Source organism: Pseudomonas fluorescens (assembly GCF_018614775.1).
Taxonomy (GTDB): domain Bacteria; phylum Pseudomonadota; class Gammaproteobacteria; order Pseudomonadales; family Pseudomonadaceae; genus Aquipseudomonas; species Aquipseudomonas fluorescens_BY.
Window position 1 is genome coordinate 14,027 of sequence record NZ_JAGGOF010000073.1, and the last position, 15,188, is coordinate 29,214.

Annotated in this window: 12 protein-coding genes and 1 pseudogene; 2 read left to right on the plus strand and 11 right to left on the minus strand. The window is 59.8% G+C overall.

Features of this window, described 5'->3' with window-relative positions; genetic code table 11:
• Nucleotides 1-5 precede the first annotated feature (5 nt).
• Entirely contained in the window at nt 6-1,349 is a 1,344-nt protein-coding gene (gene pssA, locus J7E36_RS18740; RefSeq protein ID WP_215006060.1) for a CDP-diacylglycerol--serine O-phosphatidyltransferase, read from the minus strand.
• A 147-nt stretch (nt 1,350-1,496) separates the two neighbouring features.
• Here pssA and J7E36_RS18745 point away from each other — a divergent pair, with 147 nt between their 5' ends.
• On the plus strand, nt 1,497-1,976 hold the full coding sequence (locus J7E36_RS18745) for a DUF1348 family protein (RefSeq protein WP_215006063.1): 480 nt from the start codon (nt 1,497-1,499) through the stop codon (nt 1,974-1,976).
• Nucleotides 1,977-2,109: 133 nt separating this feature from the next.
• Here the strand turns inward: J7E36_RS18745 and J7E36_RS18750 are convergent, their stop codons facing one another.
• From J7E36_RS18750 to J7E36_RS18770, 5 genes are all read right to left on the minus strand, one after another.
• Nucleotides 2,110-4,515 (minus strand): UvrD-helicase domain-containing protein, encoded by a 2,406-nt coding sequence (locus tag J7E36_RS18750; protein ID WP_251030686.1) that lies wholly within the window; start codon nt 4,513-4,515, stop codon nt 2,110-2,112.
• A 310-nt stretch (nt 4,516-4,825) separates the two neighbouring features.
• On the minus strand, nt 4,826-6,472 hold the full coding sequence (gene pgm / locus J7E36_RS18755) for a phosphoglucomutase (alpha-D-glucose-1,6-bisphosphate-dependent) (protein WP_215006069.1): 1,647 nt from the start codon (nt 6,470-6,472) through the stop codon (nt 4,826-4,828).
• A 92-nt stretch (nt 6,473-6,564) separates the two neighbouring features.
• Nucleotides 6,565-7,962: a PLP-dependent aminotransferase family protein gene (locus J7E36_RS18760; protein ID WP_215006072.1), complete on the minus strand. Its 1,398-nt coding sequence runs from the start codon at nt 7,960-7,962 to the stop codon at nt 6,565-6,567.
• 96 nt (nt 7,963-8,058) lie between these two features.
• Nucleotides 8,059-9,549, minus strand: coding sequence for a hypothetical protein (locus J7E36_RS18765; protein ID WP_215006075.1), 1,491 nt, complete (start codon nt 9,547-9,549; stop codon nt 8,059-8,061).
• Nucleotides 9,550-10,221: 672 nt separating this feature from the next.
• Complete coding sequence (locus J7E36_RS18770; protein ID WP_215006078.1) at nt 10,222-11,247, minus strand: zinc-dependent alcohol dehydrogenase family protein; 1,026 nt, start codon at nt 11,245-11,247, stop codon at nt 10,222-10,224.
• 255 nt (nt 11,248-11,502) lie between these two features.
• Between J7E36_RS18770 and J7E36_RS18775 the strand changes: the two genes are divergently transcribed.
• Complete coding sequence (locus J7E36_RS18775; RefSeq protein ID WP_231286519.1) at nt 11,503-12,417, plus strand: LysR family transcriptional regulator; 915 nt, start codon at nt 11,503-11,505, stop codon at nt 12,415-12,417.
• Nucleotides 12,418-12,669: 252 nt separating this feature from the next.
• Here the strand turns inward: J7E36_RS18775 and J7E36_RS18780 are convergent, their stop codons facing one another.
• The 5 genes and pseudogenes from J7E36_RS18780 to tnpA all read right to left on the minus strand — a co-directional run bounded on the left by J7E36_RS18780 (nt 12,670) and on the right by tnpA (nt 15,043).
• A complete protein-coding gene (locus J7E36_RS18780) occupies nt 12,670-13,956 on the minus strand; it encodes a type II toxin-antitoxin system HipA family toxin (protein WP_215006081.1) in 1,287 nt (428 codons plus the stop codon).
• Complete coding sequence (locus tag J7E36_RS18785) at nt 13,949-14,266, minus strand: helix-turn-helix domain-containing protein (RefSeq protein ID WP_008053646.1); 318 nt, start codon at nt 14,264-14,266, stop codon at nt 13,949-13,951. The genes J7E36_RS18780 and J7E36_RS18785 overlap by 8 nt, the downstream gene beginning before the upstream one ends.
• A 150-nt stretch (nt 14,267-14,416) precedes the next feature.
• Nucleotides 14,417-14,572, minus strand: a pseudogene (locus J7E36_RS18790) (transposase domain-containing protein); the annotation flags it as partial.
• Nucleotides 14,514-14,717 carry a hypothetical protein gene (locus J7E36_RS18795; protein ID WP_215006205.1) on the minus strand — a complete coding sequence of 68 codons (204 nt, stop codon included), beginning with the start codon at nt 14,715-14,717 and terminating at the stop codon, nt 14,514-14,516. The pseudogene J7E36_RS18790 and the gene J7E36_RS18795, both read right to left, overlap by 59 nt.
• Nucleotides 14,714-15,043: an IS66-like element accessory protein TnpA gene (gene tnpA, locus J7E36_RS25430; protein ID WP_215006084.1), complete on the minus strand. Its 330-nt coding sequence runs from the start codon at nt 15,041-15,043 to the stop codon at nt 14,714-14,716. The genes J7E36_RS18795 and tnpA overlap by 4 nt, the downstream gene beginning before the upstream one ends.
• Nucleotides 15,044-15,188 lie beyond the last annotated feature (145 nt).

The window sequence follows — 15,188 nt, forward strand, 5'->3', positions numbered from 1 at the left end:
GGTGTTCACAGGATCCGGTAAAGCAGCCGCTCGATCCGCACCCGACTGACCCGCTTGAGGAACTTGGCGACGGCGGCCGGGTAATCCGGCAGCGCTTCCAGGTCCAGGAAACGCTCGATCCGGCGCGTGTGCTGGAAGATCTGCTCAAGCTCGCTCCGGCGCGGCGCCAGCCATTCACCCTTGGGGTCGTCCAGCAGCAAGGCGTTTTCCAGGTCCAGTCGAAAGGCCCGCGGGTTGAGGTTGTTGCCGGTCAACAAGGTATAGCGCTCGTCAACCCACATGCCCTTGAGGTGATAGGTGTTGTCGCCATCGCGCCACAAATGCAGGTTCAACTGGCCGCTGTCGATGTAGCGCTGATGGCGCTTGGCGAAGCGCCGCAGGCTGATTTCATACAGGTACGGCAGCGCCGCGATGATCTTGAACGGCTCGCTCGGCGGGATGTAGAAGTCGTTGGCGGTCTTGTCGCCGACGATGATGTCGATCTTGACCCCGCGGGCCAGGGCGCGGTTGAGTTCACGGGTCACGGCCAGGGGCAGGTTGAAGTACGGTGTGCAGATGGTCAGTTGCTGGCGACTGCTGGCGATCAACTCGCCGATGACCCGGCTCAGCGGATTGTTCTTGCCCACGCCCAGCAGCGGACTCACCGACAGGCCAGTCTTGTCGACGCTGCCGGCTGTGGTGTCATAGGCCGCGTATTTCAACCGGCTGCGCAGGTCGCCGATGTCCTTGCGCAGGCTGCGGGTGCTGGGCAGGTTCGGCAGGTCCAGGCGATGCACGGCCTTGGAGGTGATCAGGCCGTGTTGCACCAGGTGGTGCATGGAGTCGGCCAGGGCGGTGTTGTGCAGCAGGTGATAGCGGTCGTAGCGGTACTTGTCGAACTTGTGCAGGTACACGTTATTCAGGCTCGCGCCGCTGTAGAGCACGCAATCGTCGATCACGAAGCCTTTCAAGTGCAGCACGCCGAACAGCTCGCGGGTCTGCACCGGTACGCCGTAGATCGGTACTTCACTGGCGTGGCTGCGCGTCTGCTCCTGGTACCACGCCGAATTGCCCGGCTGCTTCTTGGCACCGATCAGCCCGCGCTGGGCCCGCAACCAGTCCACCACCACGACCACATCCAGTTCCGGACGGGCCGCCTTGGCGGCGTGCAAGGCATCGAGAATTTCCTGGCCGGCTTCGTCCTGTTGCAAGTACAGGGCAACAATGTAGATACGCTGGGTGGCCTGGGCGATTTTCTCCAGCAGGCAACGGCGGAATTCGGCGGCGCCATCAAGGATGGTCACGGCATCAGCGGTCAGTGCAAAGCTGCGCAGCTTGGGCAGCAAGGAGCGTTTGAAAAGCGACGGCATAGGGCTCGCAAAAGGTCGATTCCGAAGAGCGGATGAGCTTACACCATCACAGGTAACCCTGTGGAGCATCGCTTTGCTGGCGCTGTCACACTTCACATGCTATCGCTAGCGTCGTGCCTTTTATTTATCACCCGCTGGAGATCTGCCATGTCTGCCCCTGCTGAAGCCCGTCCGCCGTTGCCGCCCTTCACCCGCGAGTCCGCCATCGAAAAAGTCCGCCTGGCCGAGGACGGCTGGAACTCCCGCGACCCGCAGCGGGTATCCCTGGCCTATACGCTGGACACCCAATGGCGCAACCGCGCCGAATTCATCCATGACCGCGAGGAAGCCAAGGCGTTCCTGACCCGCAAATGGGCCAAGGAGTTGGACTACCGGCTGATCAAGGAGCTCTGGGCGTTCACCGACAATCGCATCGCCGTGCGCTACGCCTATGAATGGCACGACGACTCGGGCAACTGGTTTCGTTCCTATGGCAATGAAAACTGGGAGTTTGACGAGCACGGGCTGATGTCCAGCCGTTACGCCTGCATCAACGACCTGCCGATCAAGGAAAGCGAGCGCAAATACCATTGGCCCCTGGGTCGTCGGCCGGATGACCATCCGGGGCTGTCTGAATTGGGGTTGTAGCGCCACACCGGATCCTGTGGGGAGCACTTTATTGGAGCAAAGCCCGTTTGCGATGACACATTCGCTGCGTGCCGATTGACTACCGCGATCCACTATTCCCCGCAGGTGGATCGCGGTACCGTCGAGCGACAGATTACCCGTTGCGCGCACGCCGATGATCAGCAAAAAACGGCTTACCTACCCCAATACGATCCGACGCCTTGGGCGCATTCGCCGCCTGGCCGTCCTGAGCATCCACATACCAATAGCAATGCTGCACCGCCCGGGTAATCCCCACGTACGCCAACCGCAGGATCTCATCCTTCTGTGCCGTGTCGTACGGTTCAGCATCACCGTCCTGGCCCAGCCCGGCCATTCGATAGACCTGGTTCTTATAGGGGGAGCTGGTCAAGTGCTGACAGTCACCCAACAGGAATACCGCGTCCGCCTGAAGTCCCTTGGCACTGTGGTAAGTCATCTGCCGGAGCCGTCGCGCCTCATAAGGCAAGCTAGAATCCACATTAACTATTGACTGAATATGCTTTTCAATCAGTAGCTTATCGCTGCTTTTTCGATACAGCATCAAGATCGAATCGCCCTGGCGATAATGCTCATCCAACCGCTGAGCCAAACCCTCGTCATCCCGATCCAGCACGTTGACCGGGCTCAACGAACGAGGTTGGCCACTGGCCTTGGCCTTCTTCCCGGGGATCGCCGCCGCCGCGCGCACGATATGCTCGGCTGCGTCGATGATGTATTGATGGCTGCGGTAGTTGTCGGCCAGCATCACCCGGGTGGTCGCCGGCGACGGGAACTGTTTGTTGAAGGCCATGAAGTAGCTTGGCGAACTGCCGCGCCAGCCATAGATCGACTGCCAATCGTCGCCGACGCAGAGCAACGACGAGCGCTGGGCCCCGCGTCCTACATGCATCGCCGGGCCTCGACTACGCACTTCCCGCAGGCTGGCGCGCAGCCAGGAGACGATTTGTGGCGAAACGTCCTGGAACTCGTCGATCATCAGGTGCGACAGTGGCCTGAGCAATGCATCACCCAACAGCTTGAAGTTTTCCGGCGATTGCTCGCTGAACAACGCAAACATTCGGTTGTAAGTCATGACCGGCGGCGACTGGTCCAGCAAGTGATCTTCGAAGGCCCGCCAATAGCGGCTCAACGCCTCGAAGAAATACCGATCGGGATCATCCTGGGCAAACGACATCCGTCCGACAGCCTCCGGGACATCCAGGCCGAGGTTCTCGATAAAGCCTGCGGCGGCGACAAAACAATCCAGTAAAGGCGCTGAAGCCAGCTCCCCCTTGACCTTGTAATCGAATCCCGGACCGGCGCTAGCATCTCCGGCCAGCGAAGCCAGCACCCGCTTTGATGACTCATAGCTTTCTAGCCAGATCAGTGACTTACGGCAGAAAGCTTGAAACAACGTGCGCTTTACCGCCCATTCGGCCCGCAGACTCAGCTTGGCCCCGGGGCGAGACGCGCGTCCATCTTCCTGCGAATCGAAACCCAGCATGACCCAGGCATCCAGGGAGGAAATGTAGCCGTGGCAGCGAAACGTCGAGTCATTGATTTCAAAGGTCTGCCGTTTCGGCTCGATGCCTTTGATCGGCCAGGCACCTGCGCGGCGCCACAGGTTTTCGATGGCATCGCACAATGCGTCATCGCGCTGGGCCGCCAGTTCCGTCACGGCGACTCGTTTCTGCACGTCCGGATGATCGCGCTCCAGCGCCTTGAGCTGCAAGGCGTTCCGTGACAACGGCTTGATCAGCTCACGAAAGCGCTCGTCGCGTTGGTAAAGACGGTGATAACAGGCGTTGAGTTGCTGGCGCTGGACATCGTTGATACGCAAATCAAAGGGATTGCCTTGGCCATCGTCGTCGCCGGTGTCGCGGTGGCTGAGGGCCTCGAAGGCTTGAAGTCGTTCAAACCCCGGCAGGCTGCGCACCATCGGCAGGATACGCGAGTGGAAGGTCCGTACTAGGTCACGCGCCTCTTTGAGGCTGACCGTTCGCCCCCAGAGGGCAAACACCTCGATCAGTTTCTGGATGAAATCCTTGCGCGACTCCCGGGTAAACGTCACCACGGTCATCGAGTCCAATTCAAAACCCAGGTAATGGGACAGCAACACGATGCGCAGCACCAACGTCGTGGATTTGCCCGCGCCTGCCCCGGCGACCACCGAGGTGGACGGCGTGTCGCTGAATATCATCTTCCATTGCGCGGCACTGGGCTGTGCGTGGGCCGGCAGTAACCGGACGACGTCAGCCTTGATGCGCTTCTTCAATTCGGCGGTCAGAGGCAGGCGCCAGTCATCAAACAGTAAATCGTCGACCTGCGGTGCCGGGTGCTCTGTGCTGCGGGAGTCGCGGATCAACAGGACCTGTCGCCCGTCTTCGAGGCCTTCTTTATAGCCGTAGTCAAAACCTGCGGTATGACCGCTGCGAAAGCCATCGGCCTGGCCGTGCAACCAGGATGCACGATGCTGGGCCCGAAGGCGGGTCAGGCCGTGACCGAAAAAGCGCGCGGCCAGGCGTTTGAGCCACGGCATCTGGGCCAGGGGTAAAAGCTCGGGAGGAAGATCGGGGGTGTGTTGCGACACGCGTGGAACTCCGGTGTGCTGAACCATGGCGGACATGGTGTCTGCATTTGCCGCCGGGTTCCACCTGAAATGTTATCTGTCAGGGGGTTAAGCGATGAAGTGAAAGTTGTATGGAGTTCTACAGCTGACACTTGCCCCTGTGGGAGCGAGCTTGCTCGCGATGGCGGCGCAACAGTCAATTATGTGCCGACTGATACGCCCTCATCGCGAGCAAGCTCGGCTCCCACAGGCGGCTCCCATAGGGTTCAGGTGGTTTCAATCACTGCCCGGAAATAGCCCCGTCCACCAGCGTCTGCGCCTCGGCCACCAGTTGCTTGAGGTGCCCATCGCCAATGAAGCTTTCGGCGTAGATCTTGTAGATGTCCTCTGTACCCGATGGACGTGCCGCGAACCAGCCGTTTTCGGTCATCACCTTCAGCCCGCCAATGGCCTGGTCGTTGCCCGGCGCGTGGCTGAGGATGCTCTGGATCTTCTCCCCGGCCAGTTCGGTGGACGCCACCTGATCCGGCGACAGCTTGCTCAGCAGTGCCTTCTGTTGCGGACTGGCCTTGGCGTCGACGCGCACCGAGAACGGTTCGCCCAGTTCATCGGTCAGGGCGCGGTAGGCCTGGCTCGGGTCACGTCCGGTACGGGCAGTCATTTCGGCCGCCAGCAGCGCCGGGATCAGGCCATCCTTGTCGGTGCTCCAGACACCGCCGTCCTTGCGCAGGAAGGAAGCGCCCGCGCTTTCTTCACCACCAAAGCCCAGGGAGCCATCGAACAGGCCATCGGCAAACCACTTGAAACCCACCGGTACTTCGTAGAGGCGGCGGCCCAGACGCTTGGCCACGCGATCGATCAGGCCGCTGCTGACCACGGTCTTGCCCACGGCGGCATCGGCGCGCCATTGCGGCCGGTTCTGGAACAGGTAGTCGATGGACACCGCCAGGTAGTTGTTGGGGGCCAGCAGACCACCGGACGGCGTGACGATGCCATGGCGGTCATGATCCGGGTCACAGGCAAACGCTACGTCAAAACGTTCTTTCAAGCCAATCAGCCCTTGCATGGCGTGGCTGGAGGACGGGTCCATGCGGATCTGCCCGTCCCAGTCGACGGTCATGAAACGGAAGGTTGAATCCACCTGGGTGTTCACTACCTCCAGGTCCAGGCGGTAATGCTCGGCAATCGCCGGCCAGTAGCGCACCCCGGCGCCGCCCAACGGGTCGACGCCCAAGTGCAGCCCGGCGGCGCGGATGGCGTCGAAATCGATCACGTTGATCAGGTCGGCCACGTAGGTGTTGACGTAGTCGTGGCGGTGGGTGGTGTCAGCCTTCAGGGCCTGCTCGTAGCTGATGCGCTTGACCCCCGCCAACTGGTTGGCCAGCAGCTCGTTGGCCTTGGCTTCAATCCATTTGGTGACGTGGGTATCGGCCGGACCGCCGTTGGTGGGGTTGTACTTGTAGCCACCGCTTTGAGGCGGGTTGTGGGACGGGGTGATGACAATGCCGTCTGCCAGGCCGGTGGTGCGACCACGGTTGTAGCAAAGAATGGCGTGGGAAATGGCCGGTGTCGGGGTGTATTCATCCCCTTCGGCGATCATCACGGTCACGCCATTGGCGGCGAACACTTCCAGGGCGCTGGCGCCTGCCGGCGTCGACAACGCGTGGGTGTCGATACCAATGAACAGTGGACCGTCGATGCCCTGGGCTTCACGGTACAGACAGATCGCCTGGCTGATTGCCAACACATGCCATTCGTTGAAACCCAGGTCAAAGGAGCTGCCACGGTGGCCGGAGGTGCCGAATGCCACGCGCTGGGTCGCAACCGATGCATCGGGGCGGCCGGTGTAATAGGCCGTCACCAGTCGCGGGATATCGATCAACAACTCTGCCGGTGCCGGCTTGCCCGCAAATGGACTGACTGTCATGCAAAACCTCTGGATGGAGTGGCTCGGGAAATGGGATGCAGTTTACTGACAGTTCGACCGTGAAGCGACGGGTTCGATCCATCGCTGTCGGATTACGATTGCTCAAGTCGCAACGCATCAGCCAGTGCACAGAGTGCCGCGTCCAGGTCATGTGAACCACTCAAGGCGTGAGTCAGGCGCATGTGTTGCGTATACAGCCCCTGGAGACTGAACAGTTCGCCGGGCGCGATGACGATTCGCTGGGCCAGCAGCCGATGGAAAACCCGCCGCAGGTCAACCTGCCGCGTCGACTGCAACCAGATCGTCGCGCCACCCTGGGGCTCTGCCCAATGGAGGCTGTCGCCCAACCGCTCGCGCAACAGCTGTGTCGCTGACGTCGCGCTTTCTCGCAGCAGACGCCGCAATACCAGCAGATGCTGGTCAATCCTGCCGTTGCTGTACAAGCGGGCGATGGCTTTCTGGCGGATCGGCGACAGACGAAACGCACGCAGCAGAAAATGTCGCTGCAGATGCGCGGTCAACTGGCGCGACAGTACATAGCCATAGGGTGCCTCCGGACCGATGGTTTTCTCGAACGTGGAATAGACGATCAGCCGGTCCGGGTCGAGCAAGTCGCGAAACGGTGTCACCCCTGCCTCAAACGCCAGGTCCGCATAACTGTCGTTCTCCAGGACCCAGGTGCCATGCCGCTGCAGCAGATCGGCGACGGTACGACGGTTCTCTTCCGGAACCCGCGTTCCGCTGGGCATGCTGAGGACCGAAGACAGCACCACCAGGCGTACGGTTTCGCGCTCCAGCAGGTGTTCGAGCTGCTCGATATTGATTTCACCGCCCGCTTGCAGCGGCAACTCGATGACGTTGATGCTGGCCGCTTGCAGCAAGCGCAGGACCGTCCAGTCGCAGGGCGACTCGATCAGGACAGTCGTATCCCTGAGCGTCAGCACGACGATAAGGATCTCCAGGACGCCACGCAGGTCGGCGCCAAGGTAGACATCATCGGCATTCCAGCAACGGGCCGGCGAAGAGGTGTAGCGGGCTGCCAGCGCCGTGCGCAGCTCCTGCTCGCCCCAGGGCTGCAAGGGTGTCTGCGAAGATCGTGGGTACTGGCGCAGCAATTCACGTTCGAGCAACAACAACGGACTGTCCAGCGGCTGCATCGAGGCCGGCTCATCCGCGCTAAGCACGAGCATGCCCGGCCGCCGGACATTGACGTACAGGGTTTCGAGCAAATCGCCATCGCCGCCCAGGTTCGCGACGCAGGGTACTGGCAACGCGTAATAGCCAGACTTGGCAATCGAGTAGACCCGCCCCTCCTTCTCCAGCAACGAATAAGCGTACTGAATGGTTGAAATCGATACGTTGAGGCGCTCGGCCAGTTGTCGCAGCGACGGCAGGCGCACCCGGGTATCAACCCCCAGTTCGTTGATCAGCGTGGTCAGGTACCGATAAACCGCCTGGTAGGCGAAGTCTGTCTCTCGACAACCCTTCATGAGTTCGGGCCACGGGAGCGAAACCAGGCGGTCCCTCTCAAAATGCCAGGCGCCACGACCGGACAAGGAGTAGATGAATCCGTCAAACCCCGATCCTCAATGCCTTGCCGAGCGTTCGCACAGATCATCCGCGTCCTGCCCGGCGTCTGCGGTGTCGGCTCCGTCAAGGATCTGTTGCAGCTCGTTTGCGGGCGAAGCGTCCGTTTTTTCCAGCTGCGCAATGCTTGTCTGATAGAGCTTGCTGATGATGTCGAGGGGCAAGCCGCTGACATCGACCATCCATTGAGTGACCTGATCGGCAACGACCATGCCCTGCATCGCCCTGTGCAGGTCCGGCATTCCTATCAGCATGCCGGGGTGGCAGCAGCGCAGGAAATGCTCCAGGCCGGCGCCTTTTTGCACGAAGGGCGCAAACAGCATGCACACCAGTTGCGTTTCGCCGAGCCCCAGGGACTTTTGCGCCTCAATGGCGGCCTGGGCACGGCGTTGAGGGACCGATGAAGGTGAGCCGAACATGGCCTGCGCCTGCTCGCAGGCGTATATCGGCATTTGCTTGCGATGCATGAGCATGACCGCCCGCTGCGCATAATCTCCATAACCTGCTTCGTAGCTGCGCCCATGCAGGTAGCACGCCTGCAAGCCATGCAAATGGGCCGATAACAGGGGGCTGAGGAAGTCGTTTTCGGGCGCCGAGGGAATGAGACTTTCTGTCTGCACTCGCAGGAACTCGTTGAAAAGCGGCCAGTTGGTGCCCTCCAGACGGTCGACGGTCAGGTCATCGATGCCGATGTGGCTCACTGGCCGGCACGCCTCGAAATGGCCTTCCGGTTGCCACTTACCGAGGTGTTGCGGCTCATAGATCTGCCCATAGAGCTCGCCGCCAAGTGCGTCCAACTGTGCAAACAGGCTGTCGAAGCTGCTTCCACTGTCAGTGACCAGGCCAACCTTGCGAGCCGCGCGTCGAAGGCCCGACATGAAGTGTCTCTGCTGGCGCGGTGTATCAATGCTGACCCACGAATCCACCCCCGATTGCCAGCGCGCCATGTAGCGATAGAACTCTGCCATTGCCAGGTAACCTTCGTCCCCTACCTCCAACAGGTTGTCAGCCAGGCGAATATGCCCCAGTACCAGCATGTCCATGCGATTGGCTTCATGCCCCGCCAACGACAGGACATGCAAGTGGTTGAACGGCATCACTTCGCGGTTGTCGGCCATCAGCAACTCGACGCGTGGGTCGTCATAGACAAACAGCGCGCTGTAGCAGCGGTGAATGTTTTCCAGGGTGGCCTGGCTGGTCTGGCTCTGACGCGGCGTGGCCACGCGCAAGGAGAACGTCACCGGATGCCTGCCCGCGATGCTCAACTGCGCGGCCCGTAACGCCGTCAGGGCGTAAAAGCCGTCCCGGCTGCCGTTCTGCACCGTCAATACCCGATAATCGCCAATCCGATCGATGCCTCCGGCGGCGACAATTAAACGCTGGATCAGCAGCTGCAATGCGGTACGTTCTGCCCGGGAATAAAAACCCAACAACCGTTGCAATACTTGTTGATACACGTGAGTCATTGCTTGCTCATGGATTGCACTCATAGCCATTTACCTGGAAATTCAACTGTCGGCGTCGCATCCGCACCCGTATGGCCGGGCGACGTATTGATCTGAAGAGATTTTTATAGCGCTGCAGAGAGTATTAGCCGTACGTTCAAACTTTGCTTGTCGTAATTATTTGATACATACGCGCCGGAATCGATCCGCCTCCTTCGAGCCTGCCCTGGGAGCCGCGTGGACGCTGGGCCTAGCCGAATTTTCAGAAGGTCCTAGGAGATTTCCGACAACGTCCCACAGACAATGAGTACAAGAAATAGAGAACATGCCGAACTTGAAATGGCGTTCTACCACACCCTGCTTTCTCCGCAGTCGACAAATAACCCGACACCAAGTAACGCTCGATGCACCCTGACCGTGCTTTGAAGGACGAACATCTTCGAAAAAGTTATACCGCGACACGACTTCTTCCTTGAGACGGAAACAAGCGTTCAATTATCAGGACTTAAATAATGATTGGAAGATACAGATTAAGGGCAAAAACCAGTTCAGATATGGCAGAGGCAAACAGATTCGAGAGGGCGGACCGGGCCAAGCTACGCGATAACGCCGACCGTGACCGCAGCCCAGGCATGCGTGTGGCGGGGAGGAAAAACAAACGTTCGGGCCGCAGGCAGCGCAAGAGTCCGGGACAATGACTCTTGCGCAAGGCAGGTATCAGGCGGGGTTGACCACCTGAAGGGCAACACGTTCGCGGCAAGGGCATTCGCCCATGTAGCGATGAGCTTCGACAAACTCGGCGAACGGAAACACCCGAGTCTTGAGGGGCAACAGCACGCGGTCGGCGGTCAGTTGGTTGATATCACGCAATGCGCGCTGCAAAGCCACTTGGTCTTGGACGATACCCAGTTCCGGCTTGCCGGTGAAATTACCGATGCAGTGTACGAAGAACTGGATGTTTTTCTGGAACGCTGCGCAAGCCGGGAACGGTGTCTGGTTACCGCCCTGCAAGCCATACAGCACCAGGCTGCCACGGGGGGCCAACACATCCCCCAGGAGCGACATCTGCGGCCCGCCAAGGCCGTCGAACACCACATCGACGCCTCGGTTGTCGGTGAGCTTGTTGATTTGCATGAGCAAATCCTGCTCCTCGGTGACAATGACCTTTTCCGCACCCAGGGACAACAGGTATTCACGCTCGTCCGCTGTCTTGGTGGCCGCGATCACCCGCACACCCAGGGCTTTGCCCAGTTGCACGAAAGAAGGTCCGGCGCAGTGGCTGGCATCGGTGACCAGGGCAAACTGTCCCGGCTTGACCCGCGCCAGGTCCATATAGGCGAAGTACGCGATCAGCAACGGCGTGTAATGCACAGCCGCCTCGATCGGGCTGAGCACGTCAGGGTAACGGGTCAGCGCGGTGCGTGGCAGCACGATGACCTCACCGTACACCGGATAATCGTTCGGGCTCTCGGCAGGAAAGCTGGCGACCTTGTCACCCACGACCAGGTCGTCGACACCGTCACCGACGGCCGTGACCACACCCGCCATTTCGCTGCCCAGGCCCGAAGGCAAACGTGCCTGGGAGGACGCCAGGTTCTGGCGCCACAGGATGTCGTACCAACTGATGCCGATCGCTTCGACACGGACCTGCACTTCTCCTGGCGCAGGAAGAGCCGCCGCATGCTCTTCGAACTTGAGCACCTCGGCACCACCAAACTTGTGAAAACGGATCGTGCGGGACATCGCAAACCTCGTCAAAGTAACCTCTAATGCCATGAACTCTATCCGGGCTTTGTACCCAAGACCATCAGTGGCTATTAATAGTCGACATGCCTGTCATTGATTCCGCAGCAAGAAAGTGAACGGTTCGCAGGTTTTATCCCCAGGAACCGGAATTAGCCAGTGCAGAGTACCAGCCTTTCCCCGTAAGATTCATGCCGGCCATTGTTGCCATATGGCCGCTCACGTCAAGCTTACCGAATTCTGCCAGGACCCCAGATGAATCGTAATGACCTGCGGCGTGTCGACCTCAACCTGTTGATCGTGTTCGAAACATTGATGCACGAACGCAGTGTGACCCGCGCGGCCGAGAAATTGTTCCTCGGCCAACCGGCCATCAGCGCCGCGTTGTCGCGCCTGCGCAGCTTGTTCGATGATCCGCTGTTCGTGCGCACCGGCCGCAGCATGGAGCCTTCGGCCCGGGCGGTGGAGATCTTCGCCCTGCTCTCCCCGGCCCTGGACTCGATTTCCACGGCGGTCAGCCGCGCGGCGGAATTCGACCCCGCCACCAGCACGTCGGTGTTTCGCATCGGCCTGTCGGACGATGCCGAATTCGCCCTGCTACCGATGCTGCTCAAGCGCCTGCGCGCCGAAGCCCCGGGCATCGTGCTGGTGGTGCGTCGGGTCAACTACATCCTGATGCCAGGTTTGCTGGCGTCCGGTGAAATCTCCATCGGTGTCAGCTACACCGACGACCTCCCGGCCAACGCCAAGCGCAAGGTCTTGCGGCGCAGCATGCCCAAGGTGCTACGGGCCGATACCGCGCCGGGACGCTTGACCCTGGACGAGTTCTGCGCCCGTCCCCATGCATTGGTGTCCTTCGCCGGCGACCTGAGCGGCTTTATCGATGAAGAACTGGAAAAGCTCGACCGCAAGCGCCACGTGGTGCTGGCCGTGCCGCAGTTCAACGGCTTGAGCACGCTGCTGGCAGGCACCGACATCGTCGCCACCGTGCCCGACTACACCGCCGACGCACTGACCGCCGCCGGCGGCGTGCGCGCCGAAGACCCGCCCATCCCGGTACGCAGCTTCGAGCTACACATGGCCTGGCGCGGGTCCCAGGACAATGATCCCGGGGAGCGTTGGTTGCGTTCGCGGATTCAGATGTTTTTTGGCGACCCTGAGAGTCTTTAGGCGTTGTCGGGCAAACTGTTCATTTGATCACTTTTGCCTTTCCACAAACCATGGAGATCTATTCACTTTCAGTGGATTGCTACATTGGGGGCACATCTGAGGGCATGCTTTGGATGGTTTGAAAAGGATGCCCCCAGGCTGAGGTTCAACATCCACCTTTTCGAAAAGTCATACGCTGCTGCTCCGAAACCGCCGTCGAGCGCGGAGAACGGTAGCCACACACCCGGCGCGAGCGCCCGGTCCTCCCGATCTTCAACGCCGACCGCTGCCCGCATGACCGCGGTGTAACCGAGCTACGTTCTGATCGATACGGCCTTGGATAGTGCGCAAGGTGTCTCGAGTAATAACCTCTGGGTATAGGTTTTCGGCGATGCTTGCAAACCGGCTCGCCACATCGCAAATGCCTTCAATCATTCTGCCGGCAACGTCCGGCGGCACCTCGGCTTCCTCGGCAAGCCGAAGCATTTGCGTGCGAGAAATCGACAAGGCTTCCCCCATCACATCCATCTGATGATATCCACTTGGCCCCTCGCAGAAGGTCACGTCGTAAGCCGGCGACAATTTCCACTGACCGTCTTGCGACATGATGTAGGCAAAGTTCTTGGGATGATCGTCTCTGTTGTTGAACGTTACATTGAAGACGGCACGTTCGAAGGCCACCGCCATCTCTCGCACGTCGTTGGTACACATCTGTGTTGCCCGCAAGAAGTTGACGTAGTCCAACACCCCTGGAGACCGGTAATTTGCCCCCGTGAAGGCCGCGAGGCTTTGCATGGGTACGCGCCGACCTTCGCGACGGTCAAATCGCTTACTGGCAAACGCCGCCAACCCATCAGGCAGACTGAAGTACTGCGTGTCAGGGGTCTCGATACCGCACATGCGCAGGCATTCGGCGTAGACCATTTCGATAGCACACACCTCTGAATGCTCTTCTTTCGCCGGGAACTTGACCAACCAAGCTTCAAAACCCGCCGTCACGGCAGTGGTAAAACGGCCAGTTTCTGGATCGCGATAGACGAGGGCCTTAGGCCTCGCACCTTGAGGCGAGCCGCCCACCAGCAGCAACGTCTGCAGGAACTCGCCACCGTCTCCATGGAGTACTTCCTGCACTTCGCCGGCAAGCTGCTCCAGCGGGATATGGACTTCAGACTCCTGCCCTTCTGGTGCCACAGGCTCAAACGTCATGGCTCCCATCGCATTGCAACCGATGTAGGCCAGCCGTTCCAGTGAGCCGATGCGCGCCGTGGTGAGCCCGCGGCGCCTGAACATACGGTCCATCAGCAACATGCCCCACCCGTCCGGTAAGGAGTCGTAAACAGGCCCTGGCAAGTACAGTTGGTGGTCTGGAAAATCTCGGCGTAATTGAGCCCCCTCCAACGGCAGCGTGTAGGAGGACAGTTCCAAGCCCCTTTGCCTGGCTTCATTGCTGTACTCGAACACGATCAGCGGGCGACCGGTCAGGGCAGTCGTGGAAACCAGCGTGCCCCATTGCCATCGCTCACCCCATCCCTCGTAGAAGACGTTCACCTGCTCAAGCATTGCCGGACTTCCTCTTTGTACGGAGACGATTGGCGCTGTTTTCGTAGCGTCGAATATCCTCGATGCTGTCCAGCTTTGGCAGGAACAGGCCTTCCAGCTCCTTGGTTCGGCCAAGAGCCATCGCCACCCGAACGACGTTCTCGAATCCGACATTGCGCCCGGCTTCAAGGTTGGACACTGTATTTGTGCCGATGCCGGCACGACCGGCCAAGTCGGCTTGTGTCATATCCAGCGCCAAGCGCTCTGTGCGCAAGCGATCGCAGAGGCGCTTGACGACCTCGCTCGGCTTGCTGAAGCTTAAATCCAACATAGCGTGTACCTAGCCCATTTTGTGCCAGTTAATTCCCAAAATTATAGAATTAACGCTCAGCCCTAACAAGCGACTTAATCCCCTGACTCTGTGTCTTATCACTTGATTTCCAGTTTTAACGTATGCGTCCGGGCATCACGCCTTGCGTAACTAAGCCGGCCGCCACCTATGCGGCAGTAACTCCGCAATTTCACTTGCCCGCTGCGTTGGCAGTCGCGTGAGAACGTCCTTCAAGTAGGCGTACGGATCATGCCCATTCAGCCGCGCCGACTGGATGAGACTCATGATCGCCGCCGCCCGTTTCCCGAGTGGCGCGGCGATCGGCGCACAGATAAGCGCAGTGCGGCTTCGCCGCACCGAACACATCAATCACCCAGGCCAAGGCGGTTTCGGTACCGGCGCGCATGTCCATGGGCTCGGTGGCGAGCCAGATGGCGTCGATGCGAATCATCGCAACAGGTCTCGCAGGAAAGTTGCGCAGGCAGCCGCGTTCTCGGCCGGCCAGTTCACCTTGACGATGCCACGAGGGTGTGGGATTTCGAGGCTGATCGTCGGTGAGGTGGCTCGCGAACTTGCTCCGACTGGCAAGGGCAGTGGAATGAAAGCAGGTTGCAGCGCCATGGTTTTCTGCGTTTGCACGCGAATCCATTTATGGACGAGGTTCGCGTTGAGGCTATGGTTCAGCGCGACATTGGCAATTGAGGCGCCCGGCTGGGCGCATTCGTGAATGACCTGGGCTTTGAAGGATTTGGAGCAGGAGCGGCGTTGTGGCTGCATGAAAAAGACCCGCTTAAAAGGCTAAAAATGGTGTCCACTTAAATTGATCTGACCCCGAAATGTTGGACACCATCGCCTTTGGCGTCGGGGGTCAGGAAGGTGTGTTGGTCGGACGGATACCGATTTTTTCTCGATGTTGTATATG

Coding starts and splice junctions, on each gene's coding strand:
- pgm (WP_215006069.1), bottom strand. CDS start 6,472: ATGACAGTCAGTCCATTTGCGGGCAAGCCGGCACCGGCAGAGTTGTTG.
- J7E36_RS18780 (WP_215006081.1), bottom strand. CDS start 13,956: ATGCTTGAGCAGGTGAACGTCTTCTACGAGGGATGGGGTGAGCGATGG.
- tnpA (WP_215006084.1), bottom strand. CDS start 15,043: ATGCAGCCACAACGCCGCTCCTGCTCCAAATCCTTCAAAGCCCAGGTC.
- J7E36_RS18795 (WP_215006205.1), bottom strand. CDS start 14,717: ATGATTCGCATCGACGCCATCTGGCTCGCCACCGAGCCCATGGACATG.
- J7E36_RS18760 (WP_215006072.1), bottom strand. CDS start 7,962: ATGAAGGGTTGTCGAGAGACAGACTTCGCCTACCAGGCGGTTTATCGG.
- J7E36_RS18750 (WP_251030686.1), bottom strand. CDS start 4,515: ATGCCGTGGCTCAAACGCCTGGCCGCGCGCTTTTTCGGTCACGGCCTG.
- pssA (WP_215006060.1), bottom strand. CDS start 1,349: ATGCCGTCGCTTTTCAAACGCTCCTTGCTGCCCAAGCTGCGCAGCTTT.
- J7E36_RS18770 (WP_215006078.1), bottom strand. CDS start 11,247: ATGTCCCGCACGATCCGTTTTCACAAGTTTGGTGGTGCCGAGGTGCTC.
- J7E36_RS18765 (WP_215006075.1), bottom strand. CDS start 9,549: ATGAGTGCAATCCATGAGCAAGCAATGACTCACGTGTATCAACAAGTA.
- J7E36_RS18775 (WP_231286519.1), top strand. CDS start 11,503: ATGAATCGTAATGACCTGCGGCGTGTCGACCTCAACCTGTTGATCGTG.
- J7E36_RS18745 (WP_215006063.1), top strand. CDS start 1,497: ATGTCTGCCCCTGCTGAAGCCCGTCCGCCGTTGCCGCCCTTCACCCGC.
- J7E36_RS18785 (WP_008053646.1), bottom strand. CDS start 14,266: ATGTTGGATTTAAGCTTCAGCAAGCCGAGCGAGGTCGTCAAGCGCCTC.